The organism is Pseudomonas sp. BNK-45, assembly GCF_047456255.1.
GTDB lineage: Bacteria > Pseudomonadota > Gammaproteobacteria > Pseudomonadales > Pseudomonadaceae > Aquipseudomonas.
In genome coordinates this window covers 4,473,665-4,489,138 of sequence record NZ_CP179909.1, presented here as the reverse complement: position 1 = coordinate 4,489,138, position 15,474 = coordinate 4,473,665, and the positions used below count along the sequence as shown (strand labels likewise).

Genomic DNA, 15,474 nt, shown 5'->3' with positions numbered 1-15,474 from the left:
GAGATTCCTCTCTCTGAAGCAAGGCGGTCAGCGATGAGTGGCTGGTGCGGAGCAGGGCAATGGGTTCATCGGCTAGTACACCGTCGCCGGTCCATCTTGGGCCAGCAGTTGCTGAAACTGTTGCGAGGACACCGCGTGGGATATGAGGAAGCCCTGCACCTGGGTGCAGTCGATCTTTCTCAGCAGGGCCAGCTCCTGGGCGCTTTCCACGCCCTCGGCGACCACCGTCAGGCCCAACTGCCGACCCAGGGCGATGATGCTGGTCAGGGCCTGGGCCAGTTCTTCGTTGGCGTGGCAGCCCTGGACCAGGGCCCGGTCGATCTTCAGTTCGGTGAAGGGCGTGGACACCAGGTTCATGTAGGAGCTGTAGCCTTTGCCGAAATCGTCCTGGGACAAGCCGAAACCCTTGATGCGCAGGCGGCAGGCGCCCGCGTAGAAGTTGCTGATGTGTTCCGGGGTCGAGCATTCCATGAGTTCGAAGCAGATCTTCCCCGGTATGCCGTTGCGCTGGATGACAAAGTCATACAGGCGGTCGGCCAGGTCGGCGCTGTTGAGCAGGTGGGTCGGCAGATTGATCGAGACCGGGATGTCATAACCGTCCTCGCGCCAGCACACCTGGGCCGCCAGGGCCTGATCGAGGATCAGCCACAGCAGTTCTTCCTCCAGGCCGGCCTCGGTGAGCTCCGGAAGAAAGTCGCAGGGCAGCAACATGCCGTGCTGCGGGTGCATCCAGCGCACCAGGGCCTCGGCGGCAACGATGCGCCCGTTGTTCAGGGCCTTCTTGGGTTGAAACCAGGCTTGGATCTGCGCGTCGCGCAGGGCGTGCTGGAGGGTTTCACGGCTGCACTCGACCCACACCGCCGGCGTCGGTTCGTTGCTGGTAAGCCCCGGCAGTTGTGCCGTGATGCTGCGCAGGGCGGCCAGGTTGACCGGTTTGGAGATCAGGCCAATCACCCGCAGGCCCAGGTTGCGGGCCACCAGGCTGGCGCCCATGAGCATGCGCCGCGAAGAGGCGCTCATGATTGCCAGGGCCGGGCGCACACGATGGGTGGCCAGGCCCTGGATGAACTGCACACCGTCCATGCCGGGCATCAGCAGGTCCGTCAGAACCAGATCGAAGTGCCGCTGCTTGAGACGCTCCAGGGCCTCCCTGCCGTTGCTTGCGACCTCCAGCTGATACGGGCCCAGCTCGTTGAACAAGTGTTGCAGGTACATGTACTGAAACGGCTGATCTTCGACGATCAAAATGCTACAGGACTTCATGAGGGGCTCTTTCATAGGGCGCCAGATAGTTGAACAACGCTCTTAATGCAAACGGCTTGACCAGGCAGTGGTTCATCCCGGCTGCAAGACAGAGCTCTTCTTCTCCGCGCATTGCATTGGCCGTCGCCCCGATGATCGGGATCGAACAGCCCTGACGCCGAAGCTCTTTGGCCAGTTCGTAGCCGTTGAGCTTGGGCATGTTCACATCGGTCAGGATCACGTCGAAGTGCCCGGCTCTCCAGATGCAGAGCGCCTCTTCGCCGTTTGACGCCAATTCCACGCTGCAACCCAGCTCTTCCAGCTGATCCTTGAGAATCAGCTGGTTGATCACGTTGTCCTCGGCCACCAGGACATGCAGGCTGAGTTTTTTCAGTTCTCGGCTGTCGGGGTGCTCCTCGCTCGCAACCACCCAGACGCCCTGGGCCTGGCTGACCGCCTGGTGGATGGCCCGCAGGTTGTTGGTGTTGACATGCCAGCAGCCGCCCCGAATCCGCGGTTCGTTGTGGCCGTCGCCGCTGGCCAGCACCAGAGGGCCCTGCCAGTCCGGCTCCAGGCGCTGCTCCACGGTGCCGGGATGCAGTTCGATCAGCACATGGCCGCGGTTGCGATCCGACTGGGTCGGCAGGCTGAACTGGGCCCTGGCCCCCCAGCGGCGCAACCAGCCGGCCACGGACTCCGCCAGTTCGCGCACCGGCGACACCACGTAGATCATCTCCGGCAGCAACGGGCTGATCAGTGGCGCGCTGGCCCCCAGGGAGGAAGCTTCCAGAGGCAGGGTCAGGGTGAAACTGCTGCCCAGGCCGAGTTCGCTGACCATGCGGATGTTGCCGTTCATCAACTGCGTCAGACGCTGGCAGATCGGCAGGCCCAGCCCGGTGCCGGCGATCACGTTGGTGTTGCCCTCGGTCTGGTAGAAGGGCTCGAAGATCAGGGTCTGGTCGTCCTGGGCGATACCGCGGCCGGTGTCGGAAACCTGCCAGAGGATATTGCTGCGCTCACCGTCGCGGCTGTCCACCCGAACCCGCAGGACGATGCGCCCGGAGTCGGTGAACTTGACCGCGTTGTTCAGCAGGTTGCTGAGGATCTGGCGGATGCGCGTGACGTCGCCGAGCAGCACTTCGGGTAAATGCGGATCCACGCAGGCGTAGAACTGCAAGCCCTTGGCCTGGGCTGCGGCGGCATAACCCTGGATGATCTCGTGCACCAGATCCAGGGAGGAGAACTCGCTGAGTTCCAGGGCCAGTTGACCCGCCTCGATCTTGGACACATCCAGCACGTCGCAAATCAACTGCAGCAGGGTTCCGGACGAGCCCTCGATGGCCCGCAGGTAGTCTTTCTGCTGGTTGTCCAGCTGGGTGCGCGAGAGCAGCTCCAGGGTGCCGAGCACGCCGTACAGCGGTGTGCGGATTTCGTGGCTCATGGTGGCCAGGAACAGGGTCTTGGCTTCGTTGGCGGTATCGGCCAGGCGCTTGGCTTCCTCCAGCGCCGCTTCGATCTGCTTGCGCGCGCTGATGTCGCTGAAGGCGCAGAACAGCACGTCTTCGCCGTTGTAGCGGGTCGGCGCCGAACTGAGGTACAGATGGCGTCCGTCGGCGGTTTCGAAGTAGTCCGAGCTGTTGGGGCGATTGGGGTCGAAAGCCTGCTCGATCCAGCCGGCACACAGCTGGTCGCGCTCGGTGCCGTTGCCCAGCCACTGCTGGGACAGGGTGTTTTCCAGCACCACCTGGCCGTCGCTGCGGCGCAGCACGCAGAGCGCCACCGGGGCGATCTGGATCACGTCGCGGCTGAATGCCTCGCTTTCGATCAGGGCCTGGATCCGGTGCAGCGCCGGAGCGATCAGGCGCACCTCGATCCAGTGGCTCAGGAAGCCGATCAAGGCCATGCCGAACAGGCTGATCAGCAAGGCCGCAAGCAATTGCGGCCAAAGGCTCTTGAGCAGATTGTGCAGGTCGAAGGCGTAGACCAGTTGCCAGTCCGACGACCCCAGCTGCTTGCGGATCACCAGGTGATCGGGCCACCAGCGGCCGCCGAGAAACCCGAAGAAGCTGCCGCCCTGGACTTGCCGGACCTCCTCGCTCAACTGGGCGCTGGGAGTGCTGCTGAAGATCAGTCCACCCTGGGAGTTGAACATCATGAAGTCCCCGGCGCTCTGATCGCTGAGGGCGGCGGATACGCTGTTGCCTTCCATCTCCAGGCCCAGCCAGCCGGAGTTGGGGTAGCGCTCGTCGAGACGGGTGAAGATGTACAGGCGGGCGCTGCTCGAGGAGTGATCCATCAGCCACAACTGTTGCCCCGTCGGGATCTGCGAGGAGTTCAGGCTGGCCAGCTTGGCCAGCATCAGTGCGGGCAGGTAGGCGGCTTCGGGCTGGGTACTGAACAGACGTTGGACAGGCGGTTGTTCGCCGTCGTGGACGTAGAGCAGGTTCAGCTGTTTGCTTTTCAGGTAGTCGCGCATGCGCTGGGTGAGCCAGACCCCCCATTGATGCTCCCCGGGGGCGCCCAGTTGCAGGTGGATTTCCTCCTCGGGGTCGCTGCTGGATTCATAGTTGGGGTTTTGCCGGGATTTGTGCACGGCCGACAGGCTCAGGCTTTCCAGCAAGGCTTCGCGGCTGGTGAAGAACGTCTGCGCTTCGGCGATGGCGCTGCTCATGTAGCTGCGCCGTTGCGACAGTTCATTGTTGATGCTCGAACGCAGGAAGTTGTAGACGGCGCCGAGCAGGCCGATCAGGAAAATCAGCGCGACTACACGAAGCAGCCGACGGGCTGCTTCAGGACTGGAAAAAAGGGGATTGATCTGATGCAGGTAGCTTTTTAATCTCATCCGCCAACTGTAATTGGGGGCATGACAAGCAGGGATCAGACAATTCTTAAATAACCGGAAGCAAAGGATTTTTATACTGTTGAAACTTTTCCGGACACTAAGTTAATTGTCTGAAAGAGCAACTTTGCGGGTAGTCACTTTCTTGCAATTAATCTCTTGTAACTTCGCTTGCAATCGAACATGTCTGATTCCGCTATAACGTTTAAACCATCTCCAGAGGCTGCTTGCGGCGAGGCGGGGTAAACACCTGATCCAGTGCCTGCAGGTCCTGGGGCCGCAATTGCAGTTCGCCGGCCCGGGCATTGAGGCGCACGTGTTCCGGATTCACGGCCTTGGGAATCACCAGCACTGCGTCTTGACGCAACAGCCAGGCCAGGGCCACCTGCGCCGGGGTCGCGCCATGTTCCCGGGCAATCCGCTGCAACTGCGGTTCGGCCAGCAGGGCGCCGGCCTGGCCGATCGGGCAATAGGCCATGATCGGCATCCGGCGCTGCTGGCAGGCGGGCAGCAGGTCGAACTCGATGCCCCGGGACTCCAGGTTGTACAGCACCTGATTGGTGGCGCAGGCTGGCGCGTCGAGTTCATCGAGGTCCGCCAGATCGAAGTTGGACACTCCCCAGCGGCGAATCTTGCCGGCCTCCCGCAGGCGCTCGAATGCCTCCACGGTCTCCGCCAGAGGGTAGTGTCCGCGCCAGTGCAGCAGGTACAGGTCGATGACCTCGGTGCCCAGGCGCCGCAGGCTGCGCTCGCAGGCCAGGGGCAGGCCTTGGCGACCGGCATTGTGGGGATAGACCTTGCTCACCAGGAACACCTGATCGCGGCGCCCGGCAATGGCCTGGCCGACCACTTCCTCGGCGCCGCCTTCGCCGTACATCTCAGCGGTGTCGATCAGGGTCATGCCCAGCTCGATCCCGCTGCGCAGCGCGGCGATTTCCCGATCCCGCAGTCGACGATCCTCCCCCATGCGCCAGGTGCCCTGGCCAATGACCGGAACCTGGGTGTTCGCGAGCTCGAGCGTGCGCATGCTGCCTCCTGGGATCTGTGGCGAGTCGGATGGGAAGGGCACAGGGAAACAAAGCCATGGGCGGCGGTCAAGTTCCGCTGTACGGACTCCAGACCGGCAAATCCCGGGGCGAGGGCGGCAATTCAATATATCTAAAAGGCATAAAATACTAATTATTTATTCCTTTGAAGGCTTTGGCCAAAGGTGCATGTTTGTCACCAGCCGCTCAATTCCTGAGTCCGGTGCCCGCAGAGGATTTGCCAGCATGACCATTCAAGCCATCAACGTACGCAACCAGTTCAAAGGCGTGATCAAGGAGATCCACGAAGGCCAGGTGGTGTCGGAAATCGACGTGCAGACCGCTTCGGGCATCGTGACCTCGGTGATCACCACCCGCTCGGTGCGCGATCTGGAACTGAAGGTCGGCAGCGAAGTGATCGCCTTCGTCAAATCCACCGAAGTGTCCATCGCCAAGCTCTGAGCCCGACCACCGGACATCGTCAACTCACAGGGGAGTGAACCATGCCGCACTCGCTGGATATCACCGCACTACCGATTCTGGACCTGAGCCAACTGGAGGCGAGCCAGGAACAGCGCCAGGCGTTTTTGCTCAACCTGCGCCAGGCCGCGCGGGACGTCGGCTTCTTCTACCTCACCGGGCATGGCATCGACAGCGATCTGCTGCGCCGGGTGCAGGAGCAGGCCCGGGCATTCTTCGCCTTGCCCGAGGCCGACAAGGCCGCCGTGGGAATGATCCACTCGCCGCATTTTCGCGGCTACAACCGCGCGGCTTCGGAGATTACCCGCGGCCAGCCGGACCTGCGCGAGCAGTTCGATCTGGGAGCCGAACGCCAGGCCCTGCCGCTGGACCCCGACAGCCCGCCCTGGGCACGGCTGCAAGGGCCCAACCAGTGGCCGGCGCAGCTGCCGCAACTCAAGCCGCTGCTGCTGGAGTGGCAGCAGGCAATGACCCGCATGTCCCTGCGGCTGCTGCGCGCTTTCGCCCAGGCCCTGTCCCTGCCGGAGCAGGCGTTCGACCCTCTGTACGGTGCACGGCCCAATGAACACATCAAGCTGATCCGCTACCCCGGCCGCGCTGCGGGGCAAAGCAACCAGGGTGTCGGCGCGCACAAGGACTCCGGGTTTCTCAGCTTTCTGCTGCAGGACCAGCAGGCCGGCCTGCAGGTGGAGGTGGAAGAGGGCCGCTGGATCGATGCGCCGCCTCGGGACAACACCCTGGTGGTGAACATCGGCGAACTGCTGGAACTGGCCACCCACGGCTACCTGCGTGCCACGGTGCACCGGGTGCTGTCGCCGCCGGCGGATCGCGAGCGGCTGTCCATCGCCTTCTTTCTGGGGGCCCAACTCGATGCCCGGGTGCCGCTGTACCCCTTGCCCGAGGCGCTGCGACAGGAGGCCCGGGGCCCGGCCAGCGACCCCCACAACCCGCTGTTTCGCGACGTCGGCTGGAACTACCTCAAGGGCCGTCTGCGCTCGCACCCCGACGTGGCCCAGCGTTACTACGCCGATGTCCTGATACCCAAGGCCCTGAGCGCCTGACCCTCATTCGTCGAACCAAGGATGATTGCCATGCTGAAGACCTCCCTGTTTGCCCTGGCGCTGCTGGCCAGCCTGGGACACACCCTGCCGGCCAGCGCCGCGCAACCGTTACGGGTGGCCGCCGATCCGGTGCCCCACGCGCAGATCCTCGCCTATGTGCAGAAGCTCGACCCGCAACTGCCACTGAAGATCATCGAGATCCCCAACGGCGTGAATTCCAACGAACTGCTGGCCCACGGCGACGTGGACGCCAACTACTTCCAGCACCTGCCGTATCTCAAGTCCCAGGAACAGGCGCTGGGCCAGCCGTTCGCGGTGGCCGCCAGCGTGCATATCGAGCCTCTGGGCATCTACTCCCGGCGGCACCAGAACTTCGACCAGGTGCCTCAGGGCGGCAGCGTGGCGGTGCCCAACAATGTCACCAACCTCAGCCGCGCCCTGTACCTGTTGCAGAGTTACCAGCTGATCCGCCTCAAGCCCGGTTTCAGCGACCCGGCCCGGGACCAGGCCACCCCCAAGGACATCGCCGACAACCCGAAGCAGCTGAAAATCCTCGAAATCGAATCACCGCAGATACCCCGGGCCCTGGAGGACGTGGACCTGGCCGTGATCAACGGCAACTACGCCCTGGAAGCCGGACTGGTGCCGGCCAAGGACGCCCTGGGCCTGGAGAAGGCCGAGCACAACCCTTACGCCAACATCCTGGTGACCACCCCCAAACTGCAGGACGACCCGCGCATCCGCCAGTTGGCCAAGGACCTCAATTCACCGGAAGTGGCCCGATACATCAGTGAAACCTACTCGGGCTCGGTGATCCCGGTCGCGGGCCGCCAGCCATGATCCAGGTGGAGCAGGTCAGCAAAATCTATGGCAAGGGCCAGCCTCCGGCCCTGGATCGGGTTTCACTGACGGTTCCCGACGGCGCGGTGTACGGCATTCTCGGCCGCAGCGGTGCCGGCAAGTCGACCCTGCTGCGTTGCCTGAACCTGCTGGAGCGTCCCAGCAGCGGGCGCATCCTGATCGATGGCCAGGACCTCGGCGCATTGTCCGAGGGCTCGTTGCGCCGGCAGCGCCAGGGCATCGGCATGATCTTCCAGGGTTTCAACCTGCTGCATTCGCGCACGGTCGAGGACAACGTCGCGGTGCCCCTGGAAATCGCCGGCCTGGCCAAGCCGCAACGCCAGGCCCGGGTCCTGGAACTGCTGGACCTGGTGGGGTTGAGCGACAAGGCCCGGGCCTTTCCTTCCCAACTGTCCGGCGGCCAGAAGCAGCGGGTCGGGATTGCCCGGGCCCTGGCGGCGCGGCCTCGCTATCTGCTGTCGGATGAAGCCACCAGCGCCCTGGACCCGGAAACCACCGCCTCGATCCTGCAACTGCTGACCCACATCAACCGCGAGCTGGGGCTTACCATCGTGCTGATCACCCACGAACTGGCGGTGGTCAAGGCCATCTGCAGCCACGCCGCTTCCCTGGCCCAGGGCCGGTTGCTGGAGAGCGGTCCGATCGGCCAATTGCTCGCGGACCCGCAATCGGCACTGGGCCGTGCCTTGCTGCCGGGCTACAACCTGCCGTTCAACGCTAGCCAGCCCGAAGCCGAACTGACCTTTTTCGATAACCAGCGCGCCGCGCCGCTGTTGCAGCAACTGAGTCGCCAGCAGGGGCTGCCACTCAAGGTGCTGGCCGCTGGTGTCGAGTCTGTGGGCGGCCAGCGGGTAGGGCGCCTGCGCATCGCCGCCGCCCCCGCCGATGCCGGCAAATTCCAACAACTGCTGACGGCCCTGGCCCAGCGAGGGATTCGGAGTGAACGCCTGTGAACCGCAGCCTCGATTGGCCGGAGCTGGCGCAACTGCTGCTCACCGCCACCGGCGAAACCCTGTACATGGTGTTCCTGGCCTCGCTGTTCACCCTGTTAATCGGCCTGCCCCTGGGGGTAGTGCTGTTCGTCAGCCGCCCGGGCGGCCTGCGTCCCATGCCCCGACTCAATCGCCTGCTGGGCGCCCTGGTCAATCTGGGACGCTCCCTGCCTTTCGTGGTGCTGCTGATTGCCCTGATCCCCCTGACCCGGCTGGTGGTGGGCACGACCCTGGGCAGCACCGCGGCGGTGGTGCCGATCACCATCGGTGCCTTTCCGTTTTTTGCACGGATCGTCGAGAACGCCCTGGATGAAGTGGACAAGGGCCGGATCGAGGCGATCCTGGCCATGGGCGGGCATATCGGCCACGTGATCTTCAAGGCCCTGCTGCCGGAAGCCTTGCCGGCGCTGCTGGCCGGATTGACCCTGACCCTGGTGATGCTGATCGGCTTCTCTTCCATGGCCGGGGTGATCGGCGGCGGAGGCCTGGGGGATCTGGCGATCCGCTACGGCTATCAGCGCTTCAACAACCAGATCATGGTGGCCACGGTGCTGATCCTGGTGCTGCTGGTCCAGGGGGTGCAGAGCGCCGGCGACCGGCTGGTGCGGGCCCTGGCCCATCGGCGCTGAGTCCGGCGCGAAAGGGCGCTTCAGCGTCCTTCATGCTGCTTGCGATAGGCCCCCGGCTGCAGCCCCACCGCCTTGGTGAAGGCCCGGGTGAACGCGGCAATCGACTGATAGCCCACCGCGGCCCCCACTTGTTCCACCGTCTGGTTGGCCTTGAGCAGCTGGCAGGCATGGCGCATGCGCAGGGCCAGCAGCACCTGTCCCGGCGATTGCCCGGCCAGTTCATTGAAACGCTTGAAAAACGCCGAGCGCGACAGCCCGGTGAACGCCGCCATGCTTTCCAGGGGCCAGGCCTGGCCAGGGTGCTGGATCAACTGCTCCAGCAACGGGGCGAACCCCGGATGCCGGGCCAGGGCCACCAGGCCGCCGAGGTCCTGGTTGTCACTGACCTGCTGGCGCAACACATAGAGAAACAGCAGGTGGCTGAGGCGCTCCAGCAGTGCCGACGAGGGCGCGGGAGCGCGTTGGCACTCATCGAGAATCAGCTGGAACAGCGCCCGGGCAGCGCTCAGCGACGGATCGCCGGCCCGCAGCACCAGCCAGCCCGGCAGACCCTCGATGATCAGCGACGACAACCCGGGCTTGAAATGAAAGAAACCGCACACCAGCCCGACCCCATCCTGGGCGCCGGCATCCAGGGCGCTCATGGCGATGCGTGGCAGTTGCTGCGCCACTTCAGGCTGCGGGGCGCTGGACAGTCGATAGCCCAGATCCCGCAGCAGGAACACCGCATCTCCGGCGTTCAGGCGCAGGGGCTCGGGCACGCCGTCGATATGCAGCCAGCAATGGCCCTGCACGATCAGGTGGAAACTGGCCCGGGCCAGCCCCTGGGTGCTGGCGTGCCAGCCACCGCAGTAGCGCCCGACATGAAACAGGCTGGCGTCCAGTTCCAGGCTTTCTAATAACCAATCGACCAAGGGGCTTGATGAAATCATCTAAGGGAAACACTCAGGAGCAAGTAATCGCTACTTTAGAATATGGATCGGAATTCTTATAACCAACAGACTTGACGCACACCTACATACCAGGAGTCCACTCCATGTCCCGCGTCACTCTACACACCTTGCACACTGCCCCAGAAGCGGCCCGGCCATTTCTTGAAAACGCCCAGAAGAATTCCGGCTACATCCCCAACCTGCTGGGCATCCTGGCCAATGCCCCGGCGGCCCTGGAAACCTACGTCACCGTCTCGGGCCTCAACGCCAAGGCTGATCTGAGCCTGGCGGAGCGGGAAGTGGTGCAGTTGATCGCCGCCACCACCCATGGCTGCGATTTCTGTGTCGCAGGTCATACCGCCGTGGCCCTGAACAAGGCCAAACTCCCCGATCCGGTGGTCAGTGCGCTGCGCGAGCAGAGCACCCTGCCCGAAGCCCGGCTGGAAGCCCTGGCGGCCTTTGCCCGGGAAGTGATCGCCACCCGCGGCAAGGTCGACGAAGCGGCGTATGCCCGGTTCAAGGCCGCAGGCTACAGCGAGGGCAATGCCCTGGAAGTGATCCTGGGCATCAGTCTGGCGACCCTGTGCAACTTCGCCAACGTGTTCGCCGGGACCGAACTGAACCCCGAGCTGGCCCAGTATCGCTGGTCGGCCCAGGGTCAATGATTCAAGGCGCCGGTTATCCAACGGCGCCCCCTTCAAGGAGAAAACCACATGCTCAGTGCGCACTTGAGTGAATGGCTGGATGCCCAGGCCCAGGCGCTGGACCAGGGTCACTGCGATCCTCAGCAGGTACTCGTTCGACTGGCCGGGGCCGACGTGCTGCGGGTCGGCATCGACCAGGAACTGGGAGGCAGCGGCGGCGAACTGACCGATGCCCTGGAAGTCATGGCCGCGGTGGCCAGTCACTCCCTGGCGGCCGCCTTCGTGTTCTGGGGCCAGCGGGCCTTTATCGAATACCTGCTGCACAGTCCCAACCAGGCGCTGCGCGAGCGCTTGCTGCCCTCGTTGCTCAGTGGCGAGCTGGCCGGGGCCACCGGGCTGTCCAACGCCATGAAGTTCCTGTCCGGGATCGAGGCGCTGCAAGTCAAGGCGCGGGACCACGGCCAGGGCTGGAGCCTCAACGGCCGCCTGCACTGGGTCACCAACCTGCGCAAGAGCGGTTTTGTGGTGGCGGCGGCCATCGAGCACGAGGAGGGCGGTGCGCCCTTTATCCTGGCACTCCCCGATGCCTTGCCCGGGCTGCAGCGCTCCGACGACCTGCAACTGATGGGCTTGCAATCGAGCAACACCGCGGCCCTGGACTTGAGTCAGGTGCAGGTTCCGCGAGACTGGCTGCTGCACGACGACGCCCGGGTGTTCCTGCCGGCGGTGCGCCCGGCCTTCCTCGGCCTGCAATGCGCCCTGGCCATCGGTCTGGCGCGTCGCGCCCTGAGCGAGGTGCAGCAGCACCTCGGTGGCTCCCGCTCGGTGCTCCAGGAGCCGTTGCAGGAGCAACGCCAGCAGCTGGAACACAGCGTCGACGAGCTCAAGAGCGGCTTGCTCGACGGGCGTTTCCTGAGCCAACCGGCGGCGCTGTTCCGGGTGCGCATCGCCCTGGCCGAAGCCGCCGCCAACGCCGTGCAGCTGGAGTTGCAGGCCAGTGGCGGCAAGGCCTACCTGAGCGAGTTCGGCAGCGGTTTCGCCCGGCGCTGGCGCGAATCGGCCTTCGTGCCCATCGTCACCCCGAGCCTGGTGCAACTGCGCGCCGAACTGCAACGCCAAGGGCGGAGCGCGGCATGAGTGGCGTGCTCGATGCCCGACAGATCAGCCTGGGCTACCCCGGGGCCGACGGCTGGCACGCGGTGCTGGAAGACTTCGACCTGCAATTGCACGCCGGCGAAGTGGTGTCGATCCTCGGCCCCAGCGGGGTGGGCAAGTCCAGCCTGCTGCGGGTCCTGGCCGGCTTGCAGCAACCGCACAAGGGCCGGGTCAGCCTGCTGGGCGAGGAGCTCAGCGGGCCCCATCCACGGGTCGCGGTGGCCTTTCAGGACCCCAGCCTGCTGCCCTGGCTGAACCTGGAACACAACGTCGCCTTCGGCCTGGACTTTGCCCGCCAGCCGCACCTGAGCCCGGCGCAGCGCCAGCAACGCGTCGATCAGGCGATTGCCGCGGTTGGCCTGGAGCAGGCCCGCCGGCGCTACCCGGCGCAGCTGTCCGGCGGCATGGCCCAGCGCACCGCACTGGCCCGCTGCCTGGCGCGGCAGCCCCAGGTGTTGCTGCTGGATGAGCCCTTCGGCGCCCTGGACGAGGTGACCCGGGCCGACATGCAGCAACTGCTGCTGCAGATCATCGGTCGGCAGCGCACCGCGGCGTTGCTGATCACCCACGACATCGACGAAGCCCTGCTGCTGTCCGATCGGGTCCTGCTACTGGGTCACAGCCCGGCGCGCACCCTCGGCCAGTGGTCCATCGACCTGCCGGCGCCGCGCGCCGAGCGGATCGAGGAGCTGGGCGCCCTGCGTATCGAGATTCTCAAGACCCTTCGGCGGGCGAGCCGCAATCCCTCAACTTCCCCATTGCCTGCACCGTCGGAGATTGACCATGTGCCTGGACGACTTCACTCACACTCGGCGTGATTTTCTCAAACTCAGCGCGCTGCTGACCGCCGGCGGCGCCATGCCGCTGCTCAACAGCCTGCAGGCCCGCGCCGCCCAGGAGCCGGACGCGCCGGTGCGCATCGGCTACCTGCCGATCACCGACGCCACGCCGTTGCTGGTGGCCCACAACAACGGCCTGTTCGAGGCCGAAGGCATCAAGGCCGAGCGGCCGGTGCTGCTGCGCAGCTGGGCCCAGGTGATTGAGGCGTTCATTTCCGGCCAGGTCAACGTGATCCACCTGCTGTCGCCGATGACCGTCTGGGCCCGCTACGGCAGCCGGGTGCCGGCCAAGGTGGTGGCCTGGAACCACGTCGGCGGCTCCGGCCTGACCGTGGCCCCGGGCATTACCGAGATCAAGCAATTGGCGGGGCAGTCGGTGGCGATTCCGTTCTGGTACTCGATCCACAACGTGGTGGTGCAGCAACTGTTCCGTGACAACGGCCTGGTGCCGGTGAGCAAGGCCGCAGGCAGTGCCCTGGGGGCCAACGAGGTCAACCTGCTGGTGCTGCCGCCGTCGGACATGCCGCCGGCTCTGGCCAGCCAGCGGATCGCCGGCTACATCGTCGCCGAGCCGTTCAATGCCCTGGCCGAGGAACTCAAGGTCGGCCGGGTGCAGCGCTTCACCGGGGATGTCTGGCGCAACCACGCCTGCTGCGTGGTGTTCATGCACGAGCACGACCTGAACAACCGCCCTGAGTGGTCGCAGAAGGTGGTCAACGCCATCGTCAAGGCCCAGCTGTGGACCCGCGACCACCGCGCCGAGGCCGCCCAGCTGCTGTCCAAGGACGGTGCCAACCGCTACACGCCCCATGCGCCCCAGGTGCTCAACCGGGTGCTGGCCCCGGCGGCCACGGACCGCGAGGCCTACCTGGCCAGCGGCGCGATCCGGCACAGCCACTGGGACGAGCAGCGCATCGACTTCCAGCCGTACCCGTTCCCCAGCTACACCCAAGAGCTGGTCAAGCGCCTCAAGGACACCCTGATCGAGGGCGACAAGGGTTTTCTCGCCGGCCTCGATCCGGCGCACACCGCCCAGGACCTGGTGGACGAGCGCTTCGTGCGCAACGCCATCGCCGCCGTCGGCGGGCTCAAGGCCTTCGGTCTGGCGGACAGTTTCGAGCGTAGCGAGGAGTTCGGTCTCTGATGGGCAAGCAACCTTCCTCCTTGAACCACTGGGTCCTGGGCCTGGCGGGGCTGGCGAGCCTGCTGCTGGCCTGGTGGCTGGGGGTGCACCTGCTGGGCGGTGGCAGCGGCCTGGCGGCGCGTTTCTCGCCCGAGGCCACCTTCGCCAGCCTGGTGGAACTGCTGGGGCGTGGCGAGCTGTATGAGCACGTGCTGGTGAGCCTCAAGCGCATCCTGGTGGGCCTGCTGCTGGCGCTGCTGATCGGCGTGCCCCTGGGCCTCTTGGTGGGCAACTACCGGCACCTGGAAGCGGCCACCACCCCGGCGTTCCAGTTTCTGCGGATGATCTCGCCGCTGTCCTGGATGCCGGTGGTGGTGATGCTGATGGGCGTGGGCGACCAGCCGATCTACTTCCTCCTGGCGTTCGCCGCGCTGTGGCCGATCCTGCTCAACACCGCGGCCGGCGTGCGCCAACTGGACCCGCGCTGGCTGCAATTGAGCCGCAGCCTCAGCGCCACCCGCTGGGAAACCCTGCGCAAGATCATCCTGCCGGGGATCCTGGGGCACGTGCTGACCGGGGTGCGCCTGTCCATCGGCATCCTGTGGATCGTCCTGGTGCCCTGCGAAATGCTCGGGGTCAGCGCCGGCCTGGGCTACTTCATCCTCGACACCCGGGACCGCCTGGCCTATTCGGAACTGATGGCCATGGTCCTGCTGATCGGCGTGCTGGGCTTTGCCCTCGACGCCCTGGCCCGCGGCCTGCACCGTCGCTGGTCCCACGCCTGAGCCCGCAGCCAGGTGCAGGCGCAGTGATGACGAGAGCCTCTTGAAGCGGCGGCGCTCGTGGTCACGCCTTCAAGCAGGGTTTTGCTCCGGCTGAGTCTGCCGCGCCTGTTGCAGCAGGGTCACCCATTCGTTGGCGAAGCGGTGACAGTCTCCCGGCCAGCGGGCGGTCAGCAGATTGCGGTCGCGTACCACAAAACCGCGTTCGGGATGGGCGGCCGAGTCTCGGCGCGGGAGCCAGGGTCCGGACAGAAAATCCGCCGGGCTGGCCAGGGCCTGCTTGATCTCTGCCTCGACGCTGCAGTCGTAGGTGCGGTAGTAGCGCCCCAGCCAGGGCGCGGTGACGATCCAGGCCGCCAGTTCCATGGGGCCGGCCAGCAGCGCGGTGACCTTGCGCCCATAGAGCACGGAGCGCCCGGTGTCGGGATCGATGCAGCGGGCCAGGGCCAGGGGGCCATGGCACACCGCGGCCACCGGCTTGTCGGCCTTGAAGAAGGCCAGGATGATCCGCCTCACGTCCTCGGACTCCAGCAGGCTGCGCATGCCCCGGGCATGGCCGCCGGGAATCAGCAGGCCCTCGAAGGCCTGCGGATCGACCTCGGTGTACTTCAACGGACGGCGAAATTCCGGGTCCCGAGTCATGCTGTGGTAGCGCTGCAGATCCGCCGCCGGGGTCATCAACAGCGGATTGAGCGGGCCGAAGCCCAGGCTCACCAGGCGCGAATCGGCGTAGGCCGGCATCCCTTGCGGCGTGGCGAATTGCGCTTGGAACCCGGCGTCCCGGGCGGCCTGCCAGGGCAGGCTGCTTTCAGTGGGGTCGTAGTCGGCGTGGGGCAGCAGGATCAGGAACATAGCGCGGGCTCGCAGCAC

General features: G+C 65.5%; 15 protein-coding genes. 10 read left to right on the top strand and 5 right to left on the bottom strand.

The genetic code is table 11. From position 1 onward, the window contains the following. Window positions 1–72 precede the first annotated feature (72 nt). The 3 genes from ACMGG8_RS20155 to ACMGG8_RS20145 all read right to left on the bottom strand — a co-directional run bounded on the left by ACMGG8_RS20155 (window position 73) and on the right by ACMGG8_RS20145 (window position 5,108). The gene (locus tag ACMGG8_RS20155; protein ID WP_060839158.1) at window positions 73–1,263 is read right to left on the bottom strand and encodes an EAL domain-containing protein; all 1,191 of its coding nucleotides are present in this window, start codon (window positions 1,261–1,263) and stop codon (window positions 73–75) included. Continuing rightward, a complete protein-coding gene (locus ACMGG8_RS20150; RefSeq protein WP_060839159.1) occupies window positions 1,250–4,084 on the bottom strand; it encodes an ATP-binding protein in 2,835 nt (944 codons plus the stop codon). Before ACMGG8_RS20150 ends, ACMGG8_RS20155 begins: the two co-directional genes overlap by 14 nt. Before the next feature lie 202 nt (window positions 4,085–4,286). Beyond that, complete coding sequence (locus ACMGG8_RS20145) at window positions 4,287–5,108, bottom strand: aldo/keto reductase (RefSeq protein ID WP_060839160.1); 822 nt, start codon at window positions 5,106–5,108, stop codon at window positions 4,287–4,289. Between the two features lie 244 nt (window positions 5,109–5,352). On the opposite strand from ACMGG8_RS20145, the gene ACMGG8_RS20140 reads away from it, so the two are divergent. The 5 genes from ACMGG8_RS20140 to ACMGG8_RS20120 are packed head-to-tail and all read left to right on the top strand — an operon-like array spanning window position 5,353 to window position 9,129. Next, window positions 5,353–5,568, top strand: a complete 216-nt coding sequence (locus ACMGG8_RS20140) for a TOBE domain-containing protein (RefSeq protein ID WP_011061476.1) — start codon at window positions 5,353–5,355, stop codon at window positions 5,566–5,568. 41 nt (window positions 5,569–5,609) lie between these two features. Continuing rightward, window positions 5,610–6,647, top strand: a complete 1,038-nt coding sequence (locus ACMGG8_RS20135) for an isopenicillin N synthase family dioxygenase (protein ID WP_060839161.1) — start codon at window positions 5,610–5,612, stop codon at window positions 6,645–6,647. Window positions 6,648–6,677: 30 nt separating this feature from the next. Further along, entirely contained in the window at window positions 6,678–7,487 is an 810-nt protein-coding gene (locus ACMGG8_RS20130) for a MetQ/NlpA family ABC transporter substrate-binding protein (RefSeq protein ID WP_414158273.1), read from the top strand. Next, the gene (locus ACMGG8_RS20125) at window positions 7,484–8,461 is read left to right on the top strand and encodes a methionine ABC transporter ATP-binding protein (protein WP_414158272.1); all 978 of its coding nucleotides are present in this window, start codon (window positions 7,484–7,486) and stop codon (window positions 8,459–8,461) included. The genes ACMGG8_RS20130 and ACMGG8_RS20125 overlap by 4 nt, the downstream gene beginning before the upstream one ends. Further along, the gene (locus tag ACMGG8_RS20120) at window positions 8,458–9,129 is read left to right on the top strand and encodes a methionine ABC transporter permease (protein ID WP_414158271.1); all 672 of its coding nucleotides are present in this window, start codon (window positions 8,458–8,460) and stop codon (window positions 9,127–9,129) included. Before ACMGG8_RS20125 ends, ACMGG8_RS20120 begins: the two co-directional genes overlap by 4 nt. A gap of 20 nt (window positions 9,130–9,149) precedes the next feature. Here the strand turns inward: ACMGG8_RS20120 and ACMGG8_RS20115 are convergent, their stop codons facing one another. After that, window positions 9,150–10,061 carry an AraC family transcriptional regulator gene (locus ACMGG8_RS20115; RefSeq protein WP_060843506.1) on the bottom strand — a complete coding sequence of 304 codons (912 nt, stop codon included), beginning with the start codon at window positions 10,059–10,061 and terminating at the stop codon, window positions 9,150–9,152. A gap of 104 nt (window positions 10,062–10,165) precedes the next feature. Between ACMGG8_RS20115 and ACMGG8_RS20110 the strand changes: the two genes are divergently transcribed. From ACMGG8_RS20110 to ACMGG8_RS20090, 5 genes are read left to right on the top strand one after another with little or no spacing between them, the layout of a single operon-like run. Then, window positions 10,166–10,726: a carboxymuconolactone decarboxylase family protein gene (locus tag ACMGG8_RS20110; protein ID WP_129406023.1), complete on the top strand. Its 561-nt coding sequence runs from the start codon at window positions 10,166–10,168 to the stop codon at window positions 10,724–10,726. A gap of 48 nt (window positions 10,727–10,774) precedes the next feature. After that, window positions 10,775–11,842, top strand: a complete 1,068-nt coding sequence (locus ACMGG8_RS20105; RefSeq protein WP_414158270.1) for an acyl-CoA dehydrogenase family protein — start codon at window positions 10,775–10,777, stop codon at window positions 11,840–11,842. Next, window positions 11,839–12,678, top strand: coding sequence for an ABC transporter ATP-binding protein (locus tag ACMGG8_RS20100; RefSeq protein ID WP_060839168.1), 840 nt, complete (start codon window positions 11,839–11,841; stop codon window positions 12,676–12,678). The genes ACMGG8_RS20105 and ACMGG8_RS20100 overlap by 4 nt, the downstream gene beginning before the upstream one ends. Continuing rightward, a complete protein-coding gene (locus ACMGG8_RS20095; protein WP_108543526.1) occupies window positions 12,644–13,843 on the top strand; it encodes an ABC transporter substrate-binding protein in 1,200 nt (399 codons plus the stop codon). The genes ACMGG8_RS20100 and ACMGG8_RS20095 overlap by 35 nt, the downstream gene beginning before the upstream one ends. Beyond that, window positions 13,843–14,607, top strand: a complete 765-nt coding sequence (locus ACMGG8_RS20090; RefSeq protein WP_414158269.1) for an ABC transporter permease — start codon at window positions 13,843–13,845, stop codon at window positions 14,605–14,607. The genes ACMGG8_RS20095 and ACMGG8_RS20090 overlap by 1 nt, the downstream gene beginning before the upstream one ends. 69 nt (window positions 14,608–14,676) lie before the next feature. On the opposite strand, the gene ACMGG8_RS20085 is transcribed toward ACMGG8_RS20090, so the two are convergent. Continuing rightward, entirely contained in the window at window positions 14,677–15,456 is a 780-nt protein-coding gene (locus tag ACMGG8_RS20085; RefSeq protein ID WP_414158268.1) for a type 1 glutamine amidotransferase domain-containing protein, read from the bottom strand. Between the last annotated feature and the right edge of the window lie 18 nt (window positions 15,457–15,474).

Coding starts and splice junctions, on each gene's coding strand:
- ACMGG8_RS20140 (WP_011061476.1), top strand. CDS start 5,353: ATGACCATTCAAGCCATCAACGTACGCAACCAGTTCAAAGGCGTGATC.
- ACMGG8_RS20135 (WP_060839161.1), top strand. CDS start 5,610: ATGCCGCACTCGCTGGATATCACCGCACTACCGATTCTGGACCTGAGC.
- ACMGG8_RS20105 (WP_414158270.1), top strand. CDS start 10,775: ATGCTCAGTGCGCACTTGAGTGAATGGCTGGATGCCCAGGCCCAGGCG.
- ACMGG8_RS20095 (WP_108543526.1), top strand. CDS start 12,644: ATGTGCCTGGACGACTTCACTCACACTCGGCGTGATTTTCTCAAACTC.
- ACMGG8_RS20155 (WP_060839158.1), bottom strand. CDS start 1,263: ATGAAGTCCTGTAGCATTTTGATCGTCGAAGATCAGCCGTTTCAGTAC.
- ACMGG8_RS20130 (WP_414158273.1), top strand. CDS start 6,678: ATGCTGAAGACCTCCCTGTTTGCCCTGGCGCTGCTGGCCAGCCTGGGA.
- ACMGG8_RS20125 (WP_414158272.1), top strand. CDS start 7,484: ATGATCCAGGTGGAGCAGGTCAGCAAAATCTATGGCAAGGGCCAGCCT.
- ACMGG8_RS20110 (WP_129406023.1), top strand. CDS start 10,166: ATGTCCCGCGTCACTCTACACACCTTGCACACTGCCCCAGAAGCGGCC.
- ACMGG8_RS20115 (WP_060843506.1), bottom strand. CDS start 10,061: ATGATTTCATCAAGCCCCTTGGTCGATTGGTTATTAGAAAGCCTGGAA.
- ACMGG8_RS20150 (WP_060839159.1), bottom strand. CDS start 4,084: ATGAGATTAAAAAGCTACCTGCATCAGATCAATCCCCTTTTTTCCAGT.
- ACMGG8_RS20100 (WP_060839168.1), top strand. CDS start 11,839: ATGAGTGGCGTGCTCGATGCCCGACAGATCAGCCTGGGCTACCCCGGG.
- ACMGG8_RS20145 (WP_060839160.1), bottom strand. CDS start 5,108: ATGCGCACGCTCGAGCTCGCGAACACCCAGGTTCCGGTCATTGGCCAG.
- ACMGG8_RS20085 (WP_414158268.1), bottom strand. CDS start 15,456: ATGTTCCTGATCCTGCTGCCCCACGCCGACTACGACCCCACTGAAAGC.
- ACMGG8_RS20090 (WP_414158269.1), top strand. CDS start 13,843: ATGGGCAAGCAACCTTCCTCCTTGAACCACTGGGTCCTGGGCCTGGCG.